The 23,406-nt window shown below is 50.6% G+C and carries 24 protein-coding genes; 7 read left to right on the plus strand and 17 right to left on the minus strand.

Translation table 11 applies throughout. The annotated features are described in order from the left end of the window. The first annotated feature begins 10 nt into the window (after positions 1-10). Complete coding sequence (locus CWE23_RS11915) at positions 11-1,366, plus strand: substrate-binding periplasmic protein (protein ID WP_126820369.1); 1,356 nt, start codon at positions 11-13, stop codon at positions 1,364-1,366. Here CWE23_RS11915 and trmL read toward each other — a convergent pair. Next, positions 1,298-1,762 (minus strand): tRNA (uridine(34)/cytosine(34)/5-carboxymethylaminomethyluridine(34)-2'-O)-methyltransferase TrmL, encoded by a 465-nt coding sequence (trmL, locus tag CWE23_RS11920; RefSeq protein ID WP_105307493.1) that lies wholly within the window; start codon positions 1,760-1,762, stop codon positions 1,298-1,300. The two genes, CWE23_RS11915 and trmL, sit on opposite strands and share 69 nt — an antisense overlap. A gap of 78 nt (positions 1,763-1,840) precedes the next feature. Here trmL and fieF point away from each other — a divergent pair, with 78 nt between their 5' ends. Next, positions 1,841-2,755, plus strand: coding sequence for a cation efflux pump FieF (fieF, locus tag CWE23_RS11925; protein ID WP_126820370.1), 915 nt, complete (start codon positions 1,841-1,843; stop codon positions 2,753-2,755). Here fieF and CWE23_RS11930 read toward each other — a convergent pair. From CWE23_RS11930 to glnA, 6 genes are all read right to left on the minus strand, one after another. Continuing rightward, positions 2,745-3,719, minus strand: a complete 975-nt coding sequence (locus tag CWE23_RS11930) for an alpha/beta fold hydrolase (protein WP_241970634.1) — start codon at positions 3,717-3,719, stop codon at positions 2,745-2,747. The genes fieF and CWE23_RS11930 overlap by 11 nt on opposite strands. Positions 3,720-3,747: 28 nt before the next feature. Next, positions 3,748-5,103, minus strand: a complete 1,356-nt coding sequence (locus CWE23_RS11935) for a sensor histidine kinase (RefSeq protein ID WP_126820372.1) — start codon at positions 5,101-5,103, stop codon at positions 3,748-3,750. Continuing rightward, positions 5,100-5,777 carry a response regulator transcription factor gene (locus CWE23_RS11940; protein WP_105307497.1) on the minus strand — a complete coding sequence of 226 codons (678 nt, stop codon included), beginning with the start codon at positions 5,775-5,777 and terminating at the stop codon, positions 5,100-5,102. Before CWE23_RS11940 ends, CWE23_RS11935 begins: the two co-directional genes overlap by 4 nt. A 79-nt stretch (positions 5,778-5,856) precedes the next feature. After that, positions 5,857-7,269, minus strand: coding sequence for a nitrogen regulation protein NR(I) (ntrC, locus tag CWE23_RS11945; RefSeq protein WP_126820373.1), 1,413 nt, complete (start codon positions 7,267-7,269; stop codon positions 5,857-5,859). Then, the gene (glnL, locus tag CWE23_RS11950) at positions 7,253-8,335 is read right to left on the minus strand and encodes a nitrogen regulation protein NR(II) (protein ID WP_126820374.1); all 1,083 of its coding nucleotides are present in this window, start codon (positions 8,333-8,335) and stop codon (positions 7,253-7,255) included. Before glnL ends, ntrC begins: the two co-directional genes overlap by 17 nt. Before the next feature lie 82 nt (positions 8,336-8,417). Beyond that, positions 8,418-9,827, minus strand: a complete 1,410-nt coding sequence (gene glnA, locus CWE23_RS11955) for a glutamate--ammonia ligase (RefSeq protein WP_105307500.1) — start codon at positions 9,825-9,827, stop codon at positions 8,418-8,420. A 381-nt stretch (positions 9,828-10,208) separates the two neighbouring features. Here glnA and typA point away from each other — a divergent pair, with 381 nt between their 5' ends. Further along, positions 10,209-12,047 carry a translational GTPase TypA gene (typA, locus tag CWE23_RS11960; protein WP_105307501.1) on the plus strand — a complete coding sequence of 613 codons (1,839 nt, stop codon included), beginning with the start codon at positions 10,209-10,211 and terminating at the stop codon, positions 12,045-12,047. A gap of 51 nt (positions 12,048-12,098) precedes the next feature. Here the strand turns inward: typA and trhA are convergent, their stop codons facing one another. After that, positions 12,099-12,764, minus strand: a complete 666-nt coding sequence (gene trhA, locus CWE23_RS11965; protein WP_105307502.1) for a PAQR family membrane homeostasis protein TrhA — start codon at positions 12,762-12,764, stop codon at positions 12,099-12,101. Then, positions 12,761-13,042, minus strand: a complete 282-nt coding sequence (locus tag CWE23_RS11970) for a DUF3081 domain-containing protein (protein WP_105307503.1) — start codon at positions 13,040-13,042, stop codon at positions 12,761-12,763. Before CWE23_RS11970 ends, trhA begins: the two co-directional genes overlap by 4 nt. 195 nt (positions 13,043-13,237) lie before the next feature. Here CWE23_RS11970 and CWE23_RS11975 point away from each other — a divergent pair, with 195 nt between their 5' ends. Continuing rightward, a complete protein-coding gene (locus CWE23_RS11975) occupies positions 13,238-13,861 on the plus strand; it encodes a TetR family transcriptional regulator (RefSeq protein WP_105307504.1) in 624 nt (207 codons plus the stop codon). A gap of 2 nt (positions 13,862-13,863) precedes the next feature. Here the strand turns inward: CWE23_RS11975 and CWE23_RS11980 are convergent, their stop codons facing one another. The 5 genes from CWE23_RS11980 to CWE23_RS12000 are packed head-to-tail and all read right to left on the minus strand — an operon-like array spanning position 13,864 to position 17,015. Further along, complete coding sequence (locus tag CWE23_RS11980; protein ID WP_126820375.1) at positions 13,864-14,376, minus strand: NADPH-dependent FMN reductase; 513 nt, start codon at positions 14,374-14,376, stop codon at positions 13,864-13,866. A gap of 47 nt (positions 14,377-14,423) precedes the next feature. Further along, on the minus strand, positions 14,424-15,065 hold the full coding sequence (locus tag CWE23_RS11985) for a DUF2959 domain-containing protein (protein ID WP_105307505.1): 642 nt from the start codon (positions 15,063-15,065) through the stop codon (positions 14,424-14,426). Then, complete coding sequence (locus tag CWE23_RS11990) at positions 15,062-15,304, minus strand: YqaE/Pmp3 family membrane protein (RefSeq protein ID WP_105307506.1); 243 nt, start codon at positions 15,302-15,304, stop codon at positions 15,062-15,064. Before CWE23_RS11990 ends, CWE23_RS11985 begins: the two co-directional genes overlap by 4 nt. 18 nt (positions 15,305-15,322) lie before the next feature. Continuing rightward, the gene (locus CWE23_RS11995) at positions 15,323-16,321 is read right to left on the minus strand and encodes a carbohydrate porin (RefSeq protein WP_126820376.1); all 999 of its coding nucleotides are present in this window, start codon (positions 16,319-16,321) and stop codon (positions 15,323-15,325) included. Beyond that, on the minus strand, positions 16,299-17,015 hold the full coding sequence (locus CWE23_RS12000; protein ID WP_105307508.1) for an SDR family NAD(P)-dependent oxidoreductase: 717 nt from the start codon (positions 17,013-17,015) through the stop codon (positions 16,299-16,301). Before CWE23_RS12000 ends, CWE23_RS11995 begins: the two co-directional genes overlap by 23 nt. A gap of 85 nt (positions 17,016-17,100) precedes the next feature. Here CWE23_RS12000 and CWE23_RS12005 point away from each other — a divergent pair, with 85 nt between their 5' ends. From CWE23_RS12005 to CWE23_RS12015, 3 genes are all read left to right on the plus strand, one after another. After that, a complete protein-coding gene (locus tag CWE23_RS12005) occupies positions 17,101-17,955 on the plus strand; it encodes a virulence factor BrkB family protein (protein ID WP_105307509.1) in 855 nt (284 codons plus the stop codon). A gap of 64 nt (positions 17,956-18,019) precedes the next feature. Further along, positions 18,020-18,460 (plus strand): D-aminoacyl-tRNA deacylase, encoded by a 441-nt coding sequence (gene dtd / locus CWE23_RS12010; protein ID WP_126820377.1) that lies wholly within the window; start codon positions 18,020-18,022, stop codon positions 18,458-18,460. Continuing rightward, a complete protein-coding gene (locus CWE23_RS12015; protein ID WP_105307511.1) occupies positions 18,460-19,365 on the plus strand; it encodes a bifunctional GNAT family N-acetyltransferase/hotdog fold thioesterase in 906 nt (301 codons plus the stop codon). Before dtd ends, CWE23_RS12015 begins: the two co-directional genes overlap by 1 nt. A gap of 9 nt (positions 19,366-19,374) precedes the next feature. Here the strand turns inward: CWE23_RS12015 and hutH are convergent, their stop codons facing one another. From hutH to hutC, 3 genes are read right to left on the minus strand one after another with little or no spacing between them, the layout of a single operon-like run. After that, the gene (gene hutH, locus CWE23_RS12020; RefSeq protein ID WP_126820378.1) at positions 19,375-20,904 is read right to left on the minus strand and encodes a histidine ammonia-lyase; all 1,530 of its coding nucleotides are present in this window, start codon (positions 20,902-20,904) and stop codon (positions 19,375-19,377) included. A gap of 9 nt (positions 20,905-20,913) precedes the next feature. Further along, a complete protein-coding gene (gene hutU / locus CWE23_RS12025; RefSeq protein ID WP_126820379.1) occupies positions 20,914-22,590 on the minus strand; it encodes a urocanate hydratase in 1,677 nt (558 codons plus the stop codon). Positions 22,591-22,599: 9 nt separating this feature from the next. Next, positions 22,600-23,304 carry a histidine utilization repressor gene (gene hutC / locus CWE23_RS12030; protein WP_126820380.1) on the minus strand — a complete coding sequence of 235 codons (705 nt, stop codon included), beginning with the start codon at positions 23,302-23,304 and terminating at the stop codon, positions 22,600-22,602. Between the last annotated feature and the right edge of the window lie 102 nt (positions 23,305-23,406).

Genomic DNA, 23,406 nt, shown 5'->3' on the forward strand with positions numbered 1-23,406 from the left:
CCGTTGTTGTATGAAATTTATTGTTTTACTTGCATTGTTGAGCACCCTGCTATCGGTGTTCTCTGCCGGAGCTCAACAATCACTGACTTTTCGCGAGCCTACTCCCGGGCCGATGGTGAATTATGTCACTGCGGTACTGGAAGAGGCATACGCCGATTTAGGGGTAGAGCTTAACTATCAGCCTCTGCCTCGTTTGCGTGCGGAACAACTCGCAGAAAGCGGTGAAATTGCGGGTGAACTTGGCCGCCTGGCCAACTTAGAAGAACAACTGCCGTCGTTAAACCGGGTACCCTTTCGCTTGTACGAATTTTCCATTGTGCTTGTGGCGAAGCGCAGCGAGTGTGGCCTGTGCACAATAAAAGCGATTGATAGCGTCGCCCACGTAAGCGGTATGCGAGCTGCCGAAAAAGTACTGGAGGATGCCGACTTTGACCGGCCGGTATTTCAACAAACGAAATTCGAGCAGGTCGCGAAACTGCTCAATTCAGGGCGCATCGATGCCGCGTTAATCGCCGATTTTCAATTACGCAACCTAACCTTGGAAAATCCCGGCGACTATGTGATTTACCGTTTACGAGATGAAGCCGGGTACCATTACCTGCATGACAGCTATAAACACTTGATTGAGCCGCTCTATCAGCGCCTCAGCGCAATGAAAGCATCTGGTCGATTGGCGGCGTTGAAAAAACAGTATCAATTGGAGCTACCTGATCAACTGCGCCCGATCGATATGCCAACGCAATTCGTCGCCGCCAGTTCCATTCAGCCGGGCCTGACCAATGCCGACGGCAGCGGCAGTTTATGGGAATTGATAAGCCAACTGCTGGCCAATGCCGTAGACGAGCTTGAAACCTCAGCCAGTAATTGGCCTCGCGCACGCAATTTGTTAGTGGAGCAACGCGCGCACCTGCTGGTTGGTGTACAGAAGCATCAGTTCGAGGCTGATTTCATCTATTCTGAGCTGCCCATCGCCATGGACGACGCTTTATACCTGTTCACAACGGATGACACGGTCGAGCAAGAACTGCTCAGCGGCAACCAGGACCATACCGTTTGTTATTCGGGCAGTGACGTACAGCGCACATTTTTGCCCAAGCACGTGTCCTATTATAAAGCCAATGCGCCATTGGACTGCTTTGCTATGCTGGACTTAAATCGTGTCGATGGTGTTATCGACTATAAACACAACTTGCCTGACTGGACTGAAAAGCCATATCGGCGCGAGCGTCTGAGAGATCCCGTACCGCTGTACCTGGCATTTAATAACAATGAAATCGGGCAATTGCTAAAGGCGCACTTAGATCGCGCCCTCAAATCCCAACTGCCGCCAGGCCTCGTAGGCGAAAATCGCAACACAATTCGATAAGTTCAGGCTACGGCTGTTACCCGCCATAGGTAAGCGTAACCATTGTTGTTGATCAAAGGTCTGCAACACCTCCATCGGTAACCCGCGTGTTTCCGGTCCAAACAATAACACGTCGCCGGCTTGGTACTGCACGTCGGTGTAACGTGTCGAACCACGTGTTGTGCAAGCAAAGATGCGGCCATGTTCAACGTTTTCTAAAAACGCCGACCAATTCTTATGAATACTGACATTGGCCAGATCTCGATAATCGAGGCCGGCTCGACGTACTTTTTTTTCATCGAGTTCAAACCCCAGCGGCTCAATCAAATGCAGTTTCATATTGGTATTAGCTGCCAGCCGAATGGCGTTACCGGTATTCGGCGGAATTTCGGGTTCAAATAGGACTAAATGCAACATGATAATTTTATTAACAGCCTAAAGAGCGCTAGAATATCAAAATAACGCCCGCCGTACTCGCAACTTTTTGGCTGTAACGTGAAACCAGAAAAAAACTATCAAAACCAGTATTCTTTTTGGGTCAAGCTGGCCAGTACCGCGTCGGTTCTGGTTGCTTTTACGCTTATCGTCATGAAGCTACTGGCGTGGTTACAAACCGAGTCGGCCAGCATGCTGGCATCCATGACCGACTCGATTCTTGACAGTGGTGCATCCGTTTTCAGTTTTTTTGCCATTCGCTATGCCCTCCAGCCTGCGGATGAAGAGCATCGCTTTGGTCACGGCAAGGCCGAATCGTTGGCGGCACTGGCGCAGAGCGCGTTCATCTCCGGTTCAAGCATGCTGTTGATTTTTCACAGTGTCGAACAGCTCATTCAGGGTCCGCAATTGCCATCGATTGATCTCGGTATTTGGGTATCCGTTGTCGCGATTGCGTTGACGTTAGCGCTTATTACCATCCAACGAATGGCAATAAAGCACACCGATTCACAGGCGGTTAAAGCGGATCACCTGCACTATCAGTCGGATATCCTGCTTAATGTCGCGGTGATTGTCGCGCTGTTGCTGAGCGGGTGGGGACTACTCTGGGCGGACAGCGTATTCGCTATCGGTATCGCCATCTATTTAATCATCGGCGCAATCCGCATTGGCTCGGAGGCTTTCAACTCACTGATGGACAGGGAATTGCCAGAGTCCACACAGCGTCAGATCGTCGACATCGTCACTGCCGTCGACGGGGTACTTGGCATTCACGGATTACGAACACGCGAGGCGGGTCCAACCCGTTTTATTCAGTTACATATTGAACTCGACAACCGCCTGTCCCTGCTTAAAGCCCATGCCATTTCTGATGTGGTCGAGGCAGAACTGATGAAGCACTTCCCTTATGCCGATATTATCGTGCATATGGATCCGGAGATTGTTGCCCAGGTCGAAGGCTCTACTAACCCGTAATGGTGAGTAACTTGTCGACCACGGGCTGACGGTAGGCATCCGCTTCCATCAACAGCTCATGCCGAGCGCCCGTAATGACGATTTTTTCCACCCGCGCATTCTGCTCGGCAAAACGATTTTGCCCTGCGGCTGAAACAACGGTATCGGCCCCCGCCTGAAACAAGGTAACCGCGCAGCCGGTATCCATCGCACTCGCGGTCGTTTGCTCACAAGCCATCAAAGCCTGATGCAACCAGTTAAAGGTTGGTCCGCCAAGTTGTACCGTGGGCTGTTGTTCATACACTTCACGAAAAACGCGATAGCGATTACGGCTATGGGTCAAATCATTTTTTTCGAAACTGAGCGGGGCATAATCGCCCATACCAAAAAAGTACCAGGGTCTGTTAGGCATCAACGTGCTGTTCAACCAACTTCCCGCTGCCGCGATGGCTTTAGCAACCGCAACCGGAACCCCTGCGGTGTTGATGGAAAACATCGGCGAACTCAAAATCAGTTCATCAAATTGACCGGGATGGTCCTTTAAATAGAGGGTCGCAATGGCGCCGCCCATAGAGTGCGCCAATAGCCAGCGTTTTTGACTGCGCGGGAATACCGCGCTGAGCTGCGCTTCAAACTCTCCAAAGTCGTCAACGAAGTCGCGGAACCGGTGCACATGTCCCTGCTGTGGGTTAGCGCTCAAGCGCTGCGATTCGCCTTGTCCGCGGTGGTCGAGAACCGCGCAGGAAATGCCCGCCTGAGCCAGCTCCCAAACCAGTTCCTGATATTTCACGGTCGCTTCAATACGGCCTGGACTGATAACAATCAGCGGCGCCTGCTCACTGACTTTATAAAAACACCAGTGTAACTCGGTGTTATCAAAGCTGTTCAATGAGCGGTGCTCGACCCGCTGCCAGAAAGGCTTTACGGTATCCCGATAAAACGTTAGCCAGTCAGAATTGCCGTCATTTGGGCGGTTAATGATCACAAGTTGTCTCAGGTTTGTTACGAAAGCATCAATAGTGCGGCAATAGTAACACAACCTCAAGACCGCCTTCATCGCGATTGAAGGCAGACAATTCGCCGCCTAACACGGTCGCCGCTCGTTGACTCAGGGCAAGACCCAGGCCGACACCGGATTTGTGGGTACGGGAGGGATCCCCTCGATAAAAGGGCTCAAACAGTTTTTCTAACAACTCCGGAGCAACTCCCTGACCGTGATCCCGAATAGCAATACGATGCTGGTTACCGACGCTTCGATAGTCCAGCTCAACCGGACCTTCTGTATAGTGCAACGCATTGCGCACCAGGTTCTCCAGAATCATGCGTAATAACTCAGGATCGGTTTGCAATATCGGCCAGTCGCCATCGTGCTGTTGCAGCCGCTGACCCAGCTCCGCGTTGGCATAATGAATGTCATCAACCAGCTGCGTAACCAACTCGCCGACATGAACGTCCTCACGGTTTAAATTCACCAGACCATTTTCCAGCTTAGACAAGGACAGAATGCGCTCGATGATGGAGTTGAGGCGCTCAGTGTCCCGCCGCAATTGCTGCATGTGCCGATCATCAGCCGCGGCATCGGTTAAATCCAGCGCCACTTGCATGCGCGCCATGGGCGAGCGCAGCTCATGGGATACATCGCTCAGTAATCGCCGTTGAGCATCGCGGGAAGTGGCCAGATCTTTGGCTGTTTGTGCGAGCGAGCGTGCTAACTCACCAATCTCATCACGTCGCTGAGGTAGCTTCGCTAAATGGGGTTCCGCACTGCCCTCGGCAATTTCACGAGTCGCCGCACTCAGCCGCCGAATCGGTCGAATGAGCCAAATACCCAGTAAAATCGCTATCACTAAACTGCCGCTCAGAATGGTCCAGGCGCGGGCGCGGGTGAGTTCACGTTCGGCTTTGGCTTGATCTTGCCACTCTTGGGCTTGTAGCGGTCTGGTTATCAATACCTTATTACCACCCAACTCAAACGGCCCAATTAACAGCCGGTCATCCAGCGGCATTTGCATGGTTTTGTCGTAGTTCAAAAAGCGTAACAGGGTTTGGCTGTAACGCTCCCCTAAAAAGTCATCCAGCATCAGTTTTTGCTGGCCACTCTCCAACACTCTGGCTGCCACACGATAATCCCCGGCCAGTAGCCGTCCTGGCTGCAAGCTTAAAAAGGTCGCGGGGTCTTCTAATAAGGGTTGCAGTGTGCGGCGAATGGGTTCCGCTACGGGTTTAGGCTCCGGCGCTGCACGATTCCAGACAGCAAGAAAATAACCGCTACTGGCGGTAAAAAAGAGGAGCGCCCAAAATAACAGTAAAAGCCGCCAAGTGAGCGAGTGATACCAGCGGCTTTTCGGCCGTTTACGGGCTTCATTCATACTTGTGTCGTAAGGCGGTAACCGCGACCACGTACCGTTTGAATGCGCTCAGGTTTGCTTGGTAATTTCTTACGAATATTACTGATGTGCACATCAAGGCTACGGTCAAAAGGTCCCATTTTTCTTCCCAGTGCAGCGACTGACAGCTGATCTTTGCTGACCATTTGCCCTGCTTGTTGCATTAAGCAACGTAAAATATCAAATTCTGTGGGGGTAATCACCAACGACTGACCATCACAGCTGACTTCAGCTTTTGCCGGGTCCAGTTCAAAGCCACCGGCAACCAGCTTTTCAGCCTGCATCGTGGTGTTTGCGGTACGGCGCAATAACGCCCGCACACGAGCGATCAATTCCCGCGGATTGAACGGTTTAGGTAAATAATCATCGGCCCCCAACTCCAGCCCCATGACTCGATCGTCGTCATCGCCACGAGCTGTCAGCATCAGTACAGCCGTATCGCGGTGCTGCTGACGCAGGCGTTGTAACAATTGCATACCATCGATGCCCGGCAACATCACATCCAATAGAATCAACTCATAATCGCCATTTAACGCAGCATCAAGACCCTTTACGCCATCATCGACGACACTGAGCTCGACTGATTCGCGTTTGAATAGCTCCGTCAGCATCGCTGACATTTCGTGATCGTCATCAATCAGTAGTACAGAGTGCATGGTTAGCCTTTTGGTTTAGAAAACATCGCTCTTATCTTCTACAAAGCTCGGCGTTAGAGCGATGCCTTTTACAAAAGATTTACGTTAATAATAGCTTCATTTTGCGGGTTAGGGTATTTCGTCCCCAGCCCAGCCAGCGCGCCGCCTTTTGCTTATGTCCATCAAATTTTTGCAAGGCAAAAACCAACGCTTGACGCTCCAGCTCTTCGCTCATTTGATTTAACACATCGTGCTGGGTTGTCCGACGTTTGAGCTCCCTTTCAATACTGTCTGACCAACCATCTGAAGTGTTGACCACCGATTCGGGCTGGGGTTCCGAAACCACCTTAGCCGGCACCAAAATATCTTCCGGTAGCTCACTGCGTTGCACCGTCTGCCCCGGAGCCATGACCGTTAACCAGCGACAAACGTTTTCCAGTTGCCTGACGTTGCCCGGCCATTGGTAATCCATCAACGCCTGCATCGCATCCGCACTCAACACCTTAGCGCTGATATCGAGCTCCTGTGCCACGCTTTTTAAAAAATACTGAGTCAGTTGACGAATGTCGTCACCACGTTCTCTTAGCGCCGGTAATTTCAGTTGAATCACATTTAAGCGATGATAAAGATCTTCACGAAATTCGCCCCGTTGCACCGCCAACTTTAAGTCTTTATGCGTGGCCGCGATAACCCTCACGTCGACACTGACTGGCTGGTGCGCACCAACCGGATAGAACTGTCCTTCAGCCAACACCCTGAGCAGTCGGGTTTGCACGGTCAACGGCATATCACCGATTTCATCCAAAAATAAGGTGCCATGGTTGGCTTGCTCAAAACGCCCGGCGCGACGCTTATCCGCTCCGGTAAAAGCCCCTTTTTCATGCCCAAACAGCTCCGATTCAATCAATTCGTTTGGAATCGCCGCCATGTTCAGTGCGACAAAGGGTTGCTTTGCCCGCGGGCTGTGCTGATGCAGCGCTCTGGCCACTAGCTCTTTGCCCGTTCCGGTTTCGCCGGTAATGAGTACACTGACACTGGATTTCGATAACCGCCCGATAACCCGGAACACATCCTGCATCACTGCCGAATCACCAATCAGTTGGGTCTCGGCAGTGGTTCCCGTATCGGCAATCGGCGTTGCGCGGGCATGTTGCAGTGCCTTCCGCGCCATCGCTAAAGCTTCATCAAGATCGAACGGTTTGGCCAAATACTCAAAAGCCCCACCTTGAAAAACGCTGACCGCGGTGTCTAAATCGGAGTGAGCCGTCATAATGACGATAGGTAGCTCAGGTAACTGTTTTTGCAAGCGACGCAATACCTCCAGCCCATCATCTCCGGGCATACGGATGTCGCTTAACAACACATCCGGTTGCTCCGTTTCCAGTGCCTGATACAACTCGCCCGCCTGTTCAAAGCAACGTACCTGAAACTCTGTTTCAGCAAAGGTTCGCTCCAATACCCAACGGATTGAAGCGTCATCATCCAACACCCAAAGCTTAGCGGTTTGTGCCATCGCCATGCTCCTCTAATTCTCGATAGGGCAAATAGATTTGAAACCGTGTCGCGCCGGCGTTGGATTCAAACTCGATTTTACCGCCATGCTGGTGCACTAGACTGTGTGCCAGCGACAATCCCAGACCGGTGCCGCCGGTACGACCGCTCACCATCGGGTAAAAAATTTGTGCTTGCAGTGACTCGGGGATACCGGGGCCATTGTCACTGATAGTAACCACCGCGCATTGCCGGTAACGCTGACCAAATAGGGTTAACTGATGCTCCACGCGGGTTTTTAAATGAATCTCGCCGTCACCATTCATCGCCTGCGCGGCGTTTTGGGCAATGTTCAGAAATACCTGCTCGAGGGAATCCGAGATGCCACGCAACATCGGCAGCGAAGGGTCATAGTCACGCCGTAACTTAAGTGTCTCGTCGTATTCGTAGGACAGTGTTTGCGCAACACGCTCAAGCAGCTCATGCAAATTGACCGGCTGAGGTTGTTCCAGTCGCGCCGGCCCTAACAATCGGTCAATGAGGCTCCGCAAGCGATCCGATTGGGCAATAATTAAATCGGTGTATTCGATAAGATCCGGTGCCGTCAGTTGTCTTGCCAACAGCTGTGCAGCGCCACGCAGCCCACCAAGGGGGTTTTTTATTTCATGCGCCATGCCACGCAACAGACTCTGAGTTGCAAAAAGTTGCTGACGTTGCGAATTTTCCCGTAAAATTTGCCGTTGCAGGTCAACTTGCCGCAGCTCTAACAGCAACTGAAGCTGCTCCGCCCCCGTCAATGCGATACATTGCACACTGACTTCTACCGTTACTTTCTGACCGGAGTGCAGCACGAATTCTGCTTCCGAGTTGACCACCGTTTGCTGATCAGTCAGGCAATCGTCGAGCTGTTCCATCGCTAATGTTGTCGACACATAACTACTGGCAAATGGTTCATTCACCAGCCGTCGGGCACTGTGATCAAGCAAAGACTCAGCCGCCGCATTGACGTACTGAATGTTCAATGAGTCATCCAACACGACCACCGCGGTCATTAGCGCATCCAGGATCTCGTGACTCTGTGGCGACATAAGCTGTCCTCAACTCAGTACTGCACCAAAATAGTGCATATTGATCGCTAAAAAAGGGAGGGCGAACCCTCCCCCAACGCCTTTAGCAGCTGTAGTACATATCGAATTCAACCGGGTGGGTTGTCTTCTTAAGTGTTTCAACTTCGTTGTACTTCAGGCCAATATAAGCATCGATCATGTCATCATCCATGACACCGCCTTGTTTCAGGAAGTCACGGTCTTTATCCAGCGCTTCCAGTGCCATTTCCAACGAGTGACAAACGGTAGGAATATCACGTGCTTCTTCCGGCGGTAAGTTGTACAAGTCTTTGTCCATCGCATCGCCCGGGTGGATCTTGTTACGAATACCATCAAGGCCGGCCATTAACAGAGCGGTAAAGCATAGGTATGGGTTGGCACTTGGATCCGGGAAACGGACTTCAATGCGGCGTGCTTTTGCACTTGAAACCAATGGAATACGAATCGACGCAGAGCGGTTACGCGCTGAGTAGGCCAGCATCACCGGTGCTTCAAAACCCGGAACCAAACGCTTGTACGAGTTCGTCGATGGGTTTGAGAACGCATTGATGGCACGGGCGTGCTTGATGATACCACCGATGTAATACAACGCGGTTTCACTCAGACCGGCATACTGGTCACCGGCAAACAGGTTTTCACCGTCTTTTTGCAACGACATATGAACGTGCATGCCTGAACCGTTATCACCGACTAACGGCTTCGGCATAAAGGTCGCTGTCATGCCGTATGAGTGCGCGACGTTGTGCACAACGTACTTGTAAACCTGCAATTCGTCGGCTTTCTTGGTCAGTGAATTATACTGCGTCGCTACTTCATTTTGACCAGCGGTTGCCACTTCGTGGTGGTGTGCTTCAACCACCAGACCCATGTCTTCCATGACCAGACTCATGGTGCCACGGATATCGTGTGCCGAATCAACCGGAGGAACCGGGAAGTAACCGCCTTTGACGCCTGGACGGTGTGCCAGGTTACCTTCCGAATATTCACGGCCTGAGTTCCACTTCGCTTCTTCAGCATCAATTTTGTAGAACGAACCACTCATGTCGGTGTGGAAACGTACATCATTAAACAAGAAGAACTCAGGTTCCGGACCGAAGAACGCATTGTCAGCAAAGCCTGATGCTTGCAAGAACTCTTCCGCGCGTTTTGCGATGGAGCGTGGGTCGCGGCTGTAACCCTGCATGGTTTCTGGTTCAAGGATGTCGCAACGTACATTCAGCGTCATTTCATCAGTGAACGGATCAAGTACCATAGAGTCGGCGTCTGGCATCAACACCATGTCAGACTCATTAATGCCTTTCCAGCCGGCAATTGATGAACCATCGAACATCTTGCCTTCTTCGAAGAAATCATCGTCGATTTGCGACACCGGAATCGTTACGTGCTGTTCTTTACCTTTGGTATCGGTAAAACGCAGGTCGACGAACTTGACGTCATGCTCTTTTATGGCGTCGAAAATCTTGCTTGCTGACATGTTTTCCTCCAGCGGAATCAATGAATAAAAACAGAATAACTGTAGTTTGTATCTATACGTTTGACAGTATTGATCACTTTTGGCGTGATGTCTGTCATGATCTTTTCTAGCTTTTCCAGTTAGAGCAAGTTGCGTACCAAAAATTCATTTTCTTTAATATCAAACACTTACTATTAACCGGAATACCGCAACCGACTTTAATTGCACCATTATGAAACATAATAAACCAATTTGGTGCAAACCAGCTAATTTCTATTATGAATCTTTTGCGTAAAAAACGAACAAGGCCTTTTTAATTGCCAAGCAAACAGGTAGAATACGGCGCTCTTTTTTATCAACCCTCTGTCGGAGGGTTTACTCCGACAAACACAGGCTTTCTTAATGACAACTCAGGCATTTGATATCAATAAACTTCGCAACATTGCGATTATTGCGCACGTTGACCACGGTAAAACAACACTGGTCGACAAACTACTTCAACAATCAGGCACGTTAGAAAGTCGTGGTGAGCTCGAAGAGCGCATCATGGACTCCAACGACCTGGAAAAAGAACGCGGCATTACCATCCTGGCAAAAAACACCGCGATCAACTGGCAGGACTACCGAATTAACATTCTGGACACGCCAGGACACGCGGACTTCGGTGGTGAAGTAGAACGTGTATTATCAATGGCTGACTCTGTCCTTCTGTTGGTCGACGCGGTCGATGGTCCTATGCCGCAAACCCGCTTTGTAACGCAAAAAGCGTTCGAGCACGGCTTGAATCCGATTGTTGTTATCAACAAAATTGACCGTCCGGGCGCTCGTCCTGACTGGGTTATGGATCAGGTTTTCGATTTGTTTGACAACCTCGGCGCTACCGATGAGCAGTTGGACTTCCCGGTTGTTTACGCATCAGCATTAAACGGTTGGGCGACGCGGGAAGAAGAAACCGTCGGCACCGACATGACGCCGCTGTTCGAAACCATTGTTAACCAAGTGAGCCACCCTGACGCTGACCCAGACGGTGATTTGCAAATGCAGATCTCTCAGCTTGACTACTCAAGCTACGTTGGTGTTATTGGCATCGGTCGTGTGACACGCGGCAGCGTTAAAGTTAACCAGCAAGTCACCATTGTTGGTGCCGATGGTGAGAAACGTAACGGTAAAATCGGTCAGGTATTTAGCTACCTTGGCCTGGATCGTTTTGAAACCACATCGGCTCACGCGGGTGACATCTGCGCCATTACCGGTTTGGGTGAATTAAAAATCTCCGATACCGTTTGTGCGTTAGGTAAACCAGAAGCATTGAAGCCGCTGACCGTTGACGAGCCAACAGTGACCATGACCTTCCAGGTCAACACCTCACCGTTTGCCGGCAAAGAAGGTAAATTTGTGACCTCTCGTCAGATCCTTGAGCGTCTGCAGCAGGAGCTGGTCCACAACGTTGCGTTGCGCGTTGAAGAAACGGATAACCCGGATAAATTCCGCGTTTCTGGCCGTGGCGAATTGCACTTGGGTGTTTTGATCGAAAACATGCGTCGTGAAGGCTTTGAGCTGGCGGTATCGCGTCCGGAAGTTATCATCAAGCACGAAGATGGCCAAAAGATGGAACCGTACGAGTCACTGACCGTCGACATCGAAGAACAGCACCAAGGTGCGGTGATGGAAAAACTTGGCTTGCGTAAAGCCGAGATGACCAACATGACTCCGGACGGTAAAGGTCGTGTACGTATCGACTTTGAAGTACCAAGCCGCGGCTTGATCGGCTTCCAGACCGAGTTCATGACACTGACTTCAGGCACCGGTTTGATGTACCACACGTTTGATCATTATGGTCCGCACAAAGGTGGCACTATCGGCCAACGTGTAAACGGTGTTCTTATCTCGAACGCTCAGGGTAAAGCGTTGACCTACGCCTTGTTCAACCTGCAGGAGCGCGGCAAGCTGTTCGCTTCTCACGGTGACGAAGTGTATGAAGGCCAAATCATCGGTATTCATAACCGTTCGAACGATTTAACCGTTAACTGTTTGAAAGGTAAACAGCTGACGAACGTTCGTGCTTCAGGAACGGATGACGCTCAGGTATTGAGCCCACCCATTCGTTACACGCTGGAGCAGGCCCTGGAATTCATCAACGACGATGAATTGGTTGAAGTGACACCAGCTTCTATCCGTATCCGTAAGCGTGCATTAACTGAAAATGAACGTAAGCGTCTGAGCCGAGAGCCAAAGAGCTAAGCCTCTGAACGACCATAATTGATTGATTGCCCGCCTCGTGCGGGCAATTTTTTATCCGCTCAGTGTCAGCAGGTCCGGCTGCGGTAATACGTAGTAAAAAATTGAGAAAAAGTGCAGCACACTGCCACCCAGCACAAACAAATGCCAGATGGCATGATGATAAGGTAGCGACTTCCAAACGTAGAAAACCACACCGAAGGTATAAGCCAATCCTCCCGCAAGCAGTAACAGCAGTCCCGCAGGAGCAACATTATCCAGCATCGGTTTGATGGCGACCAGTGCCATCCAGCCAAGACCAAGGTATAGCGTCAACGAGAGCCACTTAGGCGCCGTCTTAACAAACAACTCTATGGCCACCCCAATCAGGGCGATGCTCCAAATAACCGCCAGCAGGCTCCAGCCCCAGGCTCCGCGCAAATTAATCAGTAGGAACGGCGTATAGGTTCCGGCAATCAATAAGAAAATGGCTGCGTGATCCAGTTGTTGAAAATACCCTTTCAACTTCGGCCACGGGAACGCATGGTATAACGTCGAGGCCGTGTACAAAATGATCAGGCTGACACCGTAAATGCTAGCTGCAACGATATGCCAGGTATCACCATAGGCCCCTGCCCAGGTCAACATGACCACCAATGCAGCAATGCTGAGCACCGCACCTACTCCGTGCGTCAGGGCGTGTGCGACTTCCTCCCAGGCGGTATAACGTTTTTTACTCATCCTCGCTCCAGGCCGGGGGTTTCATAACCCTCTGAAATATTTTTCAAGGCGCGAATAAACTTGTCCAATTGGTCGCCTTTTTCATAATCCAGATGATACTTATTATGGAATTCTAGCCGTAATTTAACGCCATGCCCTTCCAAAAACACCGTGTAGCCATCGTGATCCGTAAAAGCAGTAATGCCGTCAAGAACATGTTTACCTTGCTTGGCCTCTCCGTGTTCGTGAATTTTCTCGTACGCATCGAGAATGAGTCGAAAATCAATTTCGTTTTTCATAAACACCTCCAGTGATTTAGACAACTGCTGTTATCATTACGTATTATCGGCACAGCTAGACTATCACGACAAGGCTTTTTGCTACTAATTTAACCACTTGCATCAATAGACAGCTTACGTGCGCTGGTGCATGATTAATCAATTTGCGGTATACTTAAGCATAGTCAATGCAAAGAAGCTGAGAAGGGCGCTACTGTGGTTAGACGTACGAAAGAAGATGCCATGGAGACGCGGGCGAAACTGCTGGATGCAGCCGAGTATCTGTTTGGTAAAAACGGGGTTTCCCGTACTTCTATGGCGCAAGTTGCGGAACAGGCGGGGGTCACCCGCGGTGCGATTTATCATCATTTCAGTAATAAACAGGATCTGATTGAGTCGCTGATGGATCGTGTCCGGTTACCGATCGATGAAATGCGCGAGCAAATCGCCGAGCTGGATAACTACGATGCACTGGAAGAAGTGCGCCAGCGCACCATTGAATTTCTTACCCGTATAAAAACCAATGACCGTGTCCAGGCGCTGGCCAGTATCCTGCTGCACAAATGCGAATACATCGACGAAGTGAATCCCATTAAGTTGCGCCATGTCAGCGGCAGAAACGAGTGCATTGGTGACTTCGAACAGTTGTTCCACAAAGCACAGCGCGATGGCCAGTTAAAAAACGGTATTGATTCACGTATGGCCGTTATTGGGCTTTTTTCAATGGTGGATGGATTAATTTATAACTGGCTACTGGACAGTGATTATTTTGATCTGGTCGATTACGGTGAGAAGGCCATCACCATTTACCTTGATGGCCTTAATCAATCAAGCAACTGATATTAGTCGCCCTGCAGCAAAAAGTTTTTCAGAAAGGTTTCATCCATTTGCGCAATGCTGGCATCGCTGGCTTTCGGGCATAATGCAAAATTCGGGGCTGTCCAGGCCTGCACATTGCCGAGAATATCGCGCAAATGCATGAGTCCGCGGATACCGCCTAAACCTCCCGGCGATGCCGCCCCCAGTAGCACCTTTTTATTTTGCCACGGTTGGTTTTCCAGCCGTGATACCCAGTCAATGGCGTTTTTTACCAGCGGCGATACCGAAGAGTTGTACTCTGGGCTGATTAACACCACTTTTGACGCTGCGTGAATGTCTTTCGCCAACGCCTGCATGGATGCAGGTACCCCCTCTGCGTCTTCAAAATCACCGTGATAAATCGGCGCATCCAACGCATCAGCGTCTAACAGCTTATAACGGATACCAAATTTGTCAGCCACTTCGGCAATTCGATGTTTTAACTTGCCATTCAATGAGGCTTTGCGGCGACTTCCGCCAAGTACTAAAATCGACATGAACATTTCCTTATTGATGAGTCATCGTTCTACTTACTACGTAACAATCAACCGCCTGAGTTCATTGCCTCAATAAACTTGTCCGATTCCGCTATGGCAAGTTCCATCTCGTCAATCAAGTCACGAATATCGACCTGCAGATTATCAAATTCTCCGCGAATCGCAGTAATCGCCCGCGCGTTCAGATTATGTTTCAGATACAGCACATTATCCTGGAGTTTCGCCAGTACTGGATCCATCTTACTTGCGGCTCGCTCCATGGAGCGAATCAAGTCGGCATAACGGCGCTCAGTCTCTCGCAATTGGCGTTCGCTTTGACGACGCATTGAATCGTTAGAATACTGTTCGAGCTCGTCACTCCATTCGTCAAACAGATCCTGAGCAACGTCATCCACTTCAGCGATACGTTCTCGAACTCGTTCTGCTGCTGCTTTACTCGACTCGTAATCATCGCTCAACGCATTATACTGCTGCTCCAGTTCTCCACCGTCGATTTTGAGCATTGCATCAAGCCGTTCCAGCGCTGATCGAAATTCTTCCTGCGCTTCACCTTGCGAATCTTTCGCGTCATCAACGCGATCAACCAAAATGTCACGTTTTTCGATGCCGAATTTCTCCATCGTCGAGTAGTATGCCGTTTGACATCCTGTCAACAGCATCACTCCGAACAACAGCGTCAGCCATTTCATTTTCGGTCTCCCCGTACCGCACGGACTAACCGTTCATCACGTTTATCCTGACGATAACCGTGCACAACAATGATGGCGTGGATAATGGCCAATATGTAAACCAGGCCAAACGCGCCAAAGGTGACAATAGCCAGGATAACGCCAACGGCAGCCAGGATCAGGTTAAAAATAAACTGAAAAATTTTACCGGTGAACAGCACCGCCAGTGGTGGTAGTAATACAGCCAGGATATAAAGCATAATGCGCTCCTTAATTGGTTACCAAGTTAGAACCATTCGCATGGTGACTGCAACATCATCATCGGGATAGTCTGAACCAGTAACGACAACGTCATGGTCTGAGGTTATCCACTGCACATCAGGTTGCAGCGCAATACTATCTGTGACCTGCCAGCGGGCATATAATTCCCATACTTGCTCGGTAACATCGCGTTGCGTTTTTGCTGCGGTTGTTGCAAGCCCAAACGACAGGTCGTTTGTTGTGCTGTTAACTACAATACCCATACCAAGGTGGCGTTGGAAGTCTGCATAACGATTATTATCACCCCACTGCAGAAAACCGTGCCAATCCCAGGCTTCCATGCGCACCAGTCGTGTTTCCCCCACACCATACCAATGGCCATCGGATAGGCCGGCAACGATACGACTCCCGGCATTAGGCTGCCATTCGAATTCGGCATTGAGGTGTTGTTGGTCACCAAAGCTTAACTCTCGGGTCAAATAAGCCGCCTTGATGCTCGCGTTTGCCGACAGCTTCGAATCAATCACCAACCCTGTCGCTGCTTCGGGATACGAAATAAAATGCGTCAGTGTTGGGCTGTACCCCATCGATGAGTTCAAAAAATTTCCGGCAACATTAACTCCGGCAAATTCACTGTTTTCATCAAAGGCTCCGACCAGCACGCGAGTGTCGTCATTGCGGTAAGTCAAATTGAACGCCGTTAGCGCCAGCGGATCCGAACTCTCAATATTGGAAAAGCCTTGTCGATCTCCGATAACCGCCGACGGATGATTGGTTGTCGCTAAAAACGCGCCACCGTTTAAAGTTAGGCGCTCGTTTAGTGTGTGACTGAGGTCAAATTGATACAATCCGTTCCAGTCGAACGCGTCATCGTCATCGGTATTAAGGTAGTGCCCATCAACGGTCAGCGAGTGGCTGAGGTCGATATCGTCTGCAACCGCGTTGGACATCGCCAGTCCATGCAAGCCGATTAATAAGGTAAGTTGGCGATGCTTAGTAAGGTAATTTTTTTCCATCCCAGTGAAACAGTCCTCCTGACATACTTGGCTCTAAGCCATTAATAACATCCACAATTCGCTTTGCAGATAATTGGGGCTCATAGAGTTTATCCTCAGCAACACGCTTTTGAAATGGTTTTGATAACTTCGTGTCTGTTGTGCCCGGATGCACAGCCGCTAACACCAATTTTTTGTGGCTTCGTTTAAGTTCGATGGCCGCCGTTTTCAATAACATGTTGAGTGCTGCTTTCGAGGCACGGTAACTGTACCAGCCGCCGAGGTAGTTCTCTTCGATGCTGCCCACCTTGGCAGACAGTTGTACAAAAAACGCGTTTGTTTTTTTATCGAACAACGGCTGGCAATGTTTGAGTACCAACATCGGAATGACCGCATTCACATGGAACAGTTTTTCCAGGTTGCTACTGTGCAACTCACTCAATTGTTTTTCCGGGAAGGTTTCGTCATCATGCAGCATCCCGATGGTTGAAACGACCCCTTCGAGGGTGGCGCCACTGTTCTTAAAATCCTCGGCCCAACGCGACAGGGTTTCGTCGTCATAACAACCCAACTGGGTGTAACGCACACCCGGCAGGCGATTATCGAGTGGTTGCCGGCTCACTGCGACAATCTGTTGCTGCGGGTACACTTCCTGTAAACGTTGCGTCAACGCCTGACCTAAACCTCCTGCCGCACCAAACACCACCATTGCCATAATAAGAAAACTCCAACATGATAAGATAACAACCATTACGGAGTGGACATGATTTTAGCTCAGCCTCAGACACTAAGGATTGACGATGAACTGGCATGACTCGTTGCACCACAGCGCGCGTTTTTTTAAGTACTTCGGTAAGCGCTGCGCAGCCGATAAAATCAATGTGACCGCCGGCCATCTGACCTACGTTAGTCTGCTATCACTGGTACCGCTGATCGTGGTGATGTTCACGATATTCTCAGCCTTTCCGGTTTTTGAGGAACTGCAACGTAATATCGAAGACGCATTGATTGCCAATTTATTACCCACCTCCGGCGAACAGTTGAAGGAATACATTAACGAGTTCGTGGCAAACGCCTCGAAAATGACCGCGGTGGGTATCGCCTTTTTATTCGTCGTCGCTGTTATGCTGATTTCCGCCATAGATAGCACGCTCAATACGATTTGGCGCGATACCAGTAAACGCCGGCTGATGGTTTCATTAGCCATCTACTGGATGATCCTGACGCTTGGTCCGGTGCTGATTGGTTCGGGACTTGCCGCAACCTCTTACCTGATTTCCTTAACTCAGTTTGCCGAGGAGTATGTTTCCGGTGTTCGGAGTTTTGCGCTTTGGTTTGTTCCGGTGATTACCAGTTTCTTCGCGTTCGTATTGTTGTATCAGCTGGTACCCAATCGTCCTGTGAGATTTCGCTATGCCGCATTTGGCGCACTTATCGCCGCCGTGCTGTTCGAGCTGAGTAAACAAGTATTCTCGTTGTACATCACGCACTTTCCCACCTATCAGGCGATCTACGGGGCACTCGCTACGGTTCCTATTCTCTTAGTCTGGATATATTTATCCTGGAATATTGTCCTAGTAGGTGCCGAGCTTACGGTCAGCCTTGAGGAATATCAGTTCCTGAATCGCCGCAAAGGAAAACCTGACAGCGATTGATCTGTCCGTCAGTTTATACAACTATAGATAGCTTGCGATGATAAGACGGTAAAATCACAACATTATGATTGGCTTAATACAGCGTGTTACCCATGCACAAGTCGACGTTGATCGGCAAACCATTGGCCGTATTGACGGCGGCTTATTGATCTTACTGGGCGTCGAGCATCACGACGATGAGGCCAAAGCCCACAAACTTGCGGAGCGCATTGCGAACTACCGTGTGTTTGCCGATGACGACGGCAAAATGAACAACAGCTTGCTCGATCAGCAACTGTCCGCCTTAGTGGTGTCACAATTCACGCTTGCGGCGGATACCCGCAAGGGCAGACGACCGTCCTTTTCGTCAGCGGCGACCCCGACTCAGGCGGAAGCGTTGTATGAGGAGTTCTGCCAGGCACTTGCCAAGCACGGTGTACCGGTAGAAACCGGGAAATTCGCGGCGGATATGCAAGTTTCGTTGGTTAACGATGGTCCCGTAACCTTTCAGTTGAGGGTGGATTAATGTACAAAGTGATTACACCGACCACGCCGGAAGAGCTGGATAAATACTACGATTTGCGCTGGCGTGTACTGCGCGAACCGTTCCAACGCCCCAAAGGATCCGAACAAGACGAATACGATCAGGTCGGCCAACACCGTATGGTCATCAACCAAGCGGGTGACGCCGTTGCCGTAGGGCGGGTGCACTTTAACAGTGCGGAAGAAGCACAAATCCGCTTCATGGCGGTTGCGCCGGAGTATCGCGGCGAAGGCCATGGTGTCGCAATTATTTACGCGCTGGAATTGGCGGCTCGCAACGACGGTGCCAAACATGTGGTGATAAACTCTCGCGATAATACCATTGGTTTTTATAAAAAATGTGGCTATCAGGTGGCCGAAGAAGCCGATACGGTAAATAATCCGATGGCCGAACATCAGTTACGGAAATCATTTAGTGAACAAAACCGTATCATCTATCGGCCAGAATGGTGTGCTGAACTCCAGCAAACATGGCAAAACGACATACCCATATCCGACGCCATGGGGATAAGGATCCATCAGTATACCGGCCGTATGTTCGAAACCCGGGCAACCCTATCCCGTAATATTAATGTCCATGGCACCATGTTCGCAGGCAGTATTTATTCCCTTGGCACACTGACCTGCTGGGGATTATTGCACTTGCAGTTACTGGAACGAGAGCTCGACGGCGCTGTGGTACTGGGCGATGGTAATATCCACTATCATAAGCCGGTTACTCAAGAGCCTCGTGCCATTGCCAGACTGAGTGATGTCACCGGCGATTTTTCGGCATTAAAAGAGGGCAAGAACGCCCGCTTAACCATGAAGTCGCAAATCCTCGATGATGACCGGCCAGTCGCGGAGTTTACCGGCCGGTTTGTGGTACTGGCTAAGCGCGAGCACTAAGCTCGCGTGTTAATCCAAGGGCGTAAAGTCGGCTAGCGTCATACCGAGCGCGCCGTCTTTAATTAAGCCACTGGCGGCTTTGATATCCGGTGCAAAATAACGGTCTTGGTCGTAATACGCCACTCGCTCGCGCAAACACTGATAAGCGGCCTCGATTTTCGCAGAGGCCTTAAGCGGGCGACGGAAATCCAATCCCTGTGCTGCTTCCAGCCACTCGATAGCAACAATATCAGCGATATTGTCAGCGATATCACTTAACCGGCGTGCCGCAAACGTTGCCATGGACACATGGTCTTCCTGGTTGGCGGACGTCGGAATACTGTCCACCGAAGCCGGGTGGGCTAAGCTTTTGTTTTCTGACGCAAGCGCCGCCGCGGTAACCTGAGCCATCATGAAACCCGAGTTAACGCCACCGTCGTTAACCAGGAAGGCCGGTAAATTGCTTAAGTGCTTATCAATAAGCAGTGCCCCACGACGTTCTGATATCGCACCGATTTCACTGGCAGCAATGGCAATAACGTCCGCCGCCATTGCAACCGGTTCAGCGTGGAAATTACCGCCGGACAAGATATCCTGCTGTTCACTAAACACCAGTGGGTTATCGGTCACACCGTTAGCTTCCCGTTCTAATATCGTCGCTGCGTGCTGCAAGTTGTCATAAACCGCGCCCATCACCTGCGGCTGACACCGTAAGGAATAGGGATCCTGAACCTTTTCGCAGTGTTCGTGATCTTTTGCAATTTCTGAGGTATCGGTCAGAATATCGCGGAATGCCGCAGCAACCTGTTGCTGACCGTGCTGGCCACGGATCTCATGAATCCGCGCATCAAAAGGTGAACGAGATCCCATCGCCGCCTCAACGGACATCGCCCCAATGATCAGCGCACTGTGGAATACCCGCTCAACTTTAAATAAGCCGGCCAAGGCCAATGCTGTGGATGCCTGAGTACCATTCAGTAACGCCAGTCCTTCCTTGGGTGCCAGCTCAAACGGTTCCAACCCGGCCAGCTTAAGACCCTCGGTAGCCGGTATAATCTTACCGTTAACCCGCACTTCTCCTTCACCCAACAGCGGCAACACCATATGAGCTAAGGGTGCCAAGTCACCGGAAGCACCCACGGATCCCTTACTTGGAACACACGGATAAACCTCGTGGTTGAGCAGGGCAATCAGCGCATTAATCACTTTTAGCCGAATACCGGAGAAACCGCGCGACAGTGAATTAATTTTCAGTAATAACATCAACCGCACGACGTCATCCGCCAATAATTCACCGGTACCTACCGAATGCGACAAAACGATACGACGTTGCAAATCGGTCAAGCGTTCTGGCGGAATACGAGTATTGGCCAATAAACCAAAGCCGGTATTGATGCCATACACGGTTTCACCCCGTTGCAACACGTTTTGCACGGTTTGCGCTGACTCATTAATCGCACTGACGGCGGCTTCGCTTAAATCCAGCTGCTGCGGCTGGAAGTACCATTGGCGAATCGCGTTTAAACTTAATTGTCCCGGATTCAACGGAAAACGACTCATAACCACTCCTTATTCGTTTTCAAGCATGGGCAAATCAAGCCCTTGTTCTTTAGCACACCGTTTCGCGATGTCGTAACCTGCGTCAGCGTGACGCATCACACCGGTACCGGGATCGTTCCATAACACGCGCCCAATACGTTTTTCCGCGGCCTCCGAACCATCAGCAACAATAACCACACCGGCATGTTGTGAGTAGCCCATGCCTACACCACCACCGTGATGCAAGCTCACCCATGTCGCGCCGCCGGCGGTATTGAGTAATGCATTTAACAGTGGCCAGTCGGATACCGCATCCGAGCCATCTAACATACTTTCGGTTTCGCGGTTAGGACTGGCAACCGAACCTGAATCTAAGTGATCTCGACCAATAACAATGGGAGCCTTCAATTCTCCGCTTTTCACCATGTCGTTAAAAGCCTTGGCAATCCGGGCGCGGTCTTTCAGACCGATCCAGCAGATCCGCGCTGGCAGACCCTGGAAAGAAATACGCTCTTTCGCCATATCCAACCAATTGTGCAGATGCGCATTATCAGGGATAAGCTCTTTCACTTTCTGATCGGTCTTATAAATGTCTTCAGGATCACCGGATAACGCCACCCAACGGAATGGTCCGATGCCTTCACAGAATAACGGCCGAATATAGGCTGGGACGAAGCCAGGAAAATCAAACGCGTTCTCAACACCGACATCTTTCGCCATCTGTCGAATGTTATTGCCGTAATCGAGCACCGCTGCCCCTTGTTGCTGGAAAAACAGCATCGCTTTCACCTGTACGGCCATCGATGCTTTTGCGGCCGCAACCGTTCCACTGGCATCGGCTTCTTGCTGTTGCTGGTACTGCTCGAGCGTCCAGCCTTGTGGCAGGTAGCCGTGTAATGGGTCATGTGCCGAGGTCTGATCGGTCACCACATCAGGGATAATCGTGCGCTGTTGCAGTTCACGGTAAACATCCGCAGCATTACCGAGTAAACCGACAGAGACCGCTTCACCACGAGCCTTAGCGTCGTTAATCAACTGCAATGCTTCATCCAGTTGTGTCGCTTTATGATCGACGTAACCGGTGCGCAAACGAAAGTCGATACGGCTTTCATCACATTCAACCGCGAGCATACAGAAACCTGCCATGGTAGCGGCCAAAGGCTGCGCGCCTCCCATACCACCCAGTCCTCCGGTGAGAATCCATTTACCCTTAGCGTCACCATCGAAATGCTGCCGTGCGACGGCGCCAAAAGTTTCATACGTGCCCTGCACAATGCCCTGCGAACCGATGTAAATCCATGAACCCGCGGTCATTTGCCCGTACATCATCAAGCCCTTTTTATCGAGCTCATTAAAGTGATCCCAGGTTGCCCATTCGGGAACCAGATTCGAGTTAGCAATAAGCACTCGCGGCGCATCTTCGTGGGTCGGAAACACACCCACCGGTTTACCCGATTGAATGAGCAGCGACTGATCCGGCTTTAAGCGTTCCAGCGTTTCAATAATTTTGTCGTAACACGCCCAATTGCGCGCTGCCCGTCCGATACCACCGTACACCACCAGTGCCTGTGGGTGTTCAGCGACTTCTTGGTCCAAGTTGTTCATGAGCATGCGCTTCGCTGCTTCTATCTGCCAGTTCGCGGTGGTTAATTCACTACCGCGGTCAGCCCGAATGACTCGGGAAGTGTCCATACGTTGTTGACTCATGAGATGCTCCTAAGATGCAGAAAAATTCAGATGACCACCCAGTTTAAACCGCGACCCGGGATGCGTAAGAATGGCGTAACTGACGACACCACCCGAGCTCCAGGTACGGCGAATGATGCGCAAGCAAGGTTCGTGACGATCAATGCTGAGCAGGTGACAAACGGATGAAATTGGCAGGATGGCCTCGATTTGATGGCTGGCTTCCGTCAATGGCGTTACCACACACAAATACTCATGCGGCGTTACCTTGGTGAAATCCTGCTTAAGGTAATCGGGCACCAGGTTCGGGTTAACGTATCGTTCCTCTAATTGTACCGGTATATCATTCTCGTAATGCACAATGGTCGAGTGCAGCACTTCGTCCCCGGGGGTCAATGACAGCGCTTCAGCAACCTGACTGGAGGCATCCTGAGTACGCATATGATGAACCTTGGCGCGATAATCATGCCCACGGCTGCGTATTTCGTCGGCAATGTTCCGTATCGCCATAAACGACGTTTGCGACTTAATGGGCGCAACAAAGGTTCCCGCTCCCTGGGTTCTTATGACCAGCCCTTCGTCAGCCAATTCTTGCAGCGCTCGGCGCGCCGTCATACGGCTAACCGAAAACTGCTCAGCCAGCGCGTTTTCGGAACTGACCGGATGGTTTTCCGGCCACTCACCAGACTCGATCTTTTGGTAAATGTGCTGTTTGATGATAGAGAATTTTGCCACGTTGAACCCAACCTAATGTTGTGATTTGTTCAGAGTTTAGATCATTCCAATTGTCTATACAAGAGAGCCGGTGACTGCTATGCTAATAACAAAGCTTCAAAC

It is taken from the genome of Idiomarina aquatica (genome assembly GCF_003987185.1).
Classification (GTDB): domain Bacteria; phylum Pseudomonadota; class Gammaproteobacteria; order Enterobacterales; family Alteromonadaceae; genus Idiomarina; species Idiomarina aquatica.